This is a genomic window from Lipingzhangella rawalii (genome assembly GCF_031628175.1).
Lineage (GTDB): Bacteria > Actinomycetota > Actinomycetes > Streptosporangiales > Streptosporangiaceae > Lipingzhangella_A > Lipingzhangella_A rawalii.
The window spans coordinates 1-949 of record NZ_JAVLVT010000038.1; the positions used below are offsets into that span (position 1 = coordinate 1).

A 949-nucleotide genomic window follows, 5' to 3' on the forward strand; every position below is an offset into this window, starting at 1 on the left:
CGCGCGTCTGCCCAAGCATCGGCTGGTTGCCCCGGCTCCGGGCGGGATCGCCACCGCGCTGGAGGAAGCCCGGCGCTATCGCCGCTGCGTGCTGTGGTTGGACAACGTCGACCGGCACCTGCATGTGGATGCTGATCTCACCGCCGAGGCCCTCACCGCCCTGGTTGATTCCCAGGCGCGGGGCCACTGCGTGGTGGTGGCCACCCTGACCAGGAGTCAGGAATCCCAGCTCAAGGCCATTCCCGAGGATGCTGCGCGTCTGCCGGTGTATCAGCGGGCCCGCGAGGTGTTGGAGCGGGCCCACCGCGTGACCGTGCCGCGGCTGTTCACCGCTGAGGAGCGGGCGCGTGCGAAGGATATCGACGATGCGCGTATCGCTGTGGCGCTGGCCCGGTCGCAGGAGTATGGCCTTGCCGAGTATCTGGCCAACGGGCCACGACTCCTGGCGGAGTGGGACAACGCCTGGAGCGCCAACACCGACCCCCACGCCCCCAGCTATCCCCGCGGTGCCGCGCTGATCGCTGCCGCGGTGGAGCTGCGCCGCGCTGGCTACCTCTCCGCCCTGCCCCGGGAGCTGTTGGAGCAGGTCCACACCCACTATCTTGACCAGTACGGCGGGCAGCGCCTGCATCCCGAACCCCTGGCCCGGGCCTGGGAGTGGGCGCTCAAACCCCGCTTTGCCACCACGCACCTCCTCACCCCCACTGAGGACGACACCGGCCACGAGCCGGGCCGGGTCGAGGTGTTCGACTACCTGGTCGATGCCACCCACCGCCGCACCCCCGCCGGGGAACATGCCCCCGAGCACGTCATCACCGCCGCGCTCGAACACACCACCGCCGCAGACGCCCACAGCATCGGCACCACCGCCTACAGCCAGGGCCGCTACCCCCTGGCCGAACGCGCCTACCGCCAGGCCCACGCTGCTTACACGGACGAACACGGTCCT

1 pseudogene is annotated in these 949 nt (G+C 70.5%); it reads left to right on the forward strand.

What is annotated here, in order from left to right:
- Positions 1 to 949, forward strand: a pseudogene (locus RIF23_RS20665) (tetratricopeptide repeat protein); the annotation flags it as partial.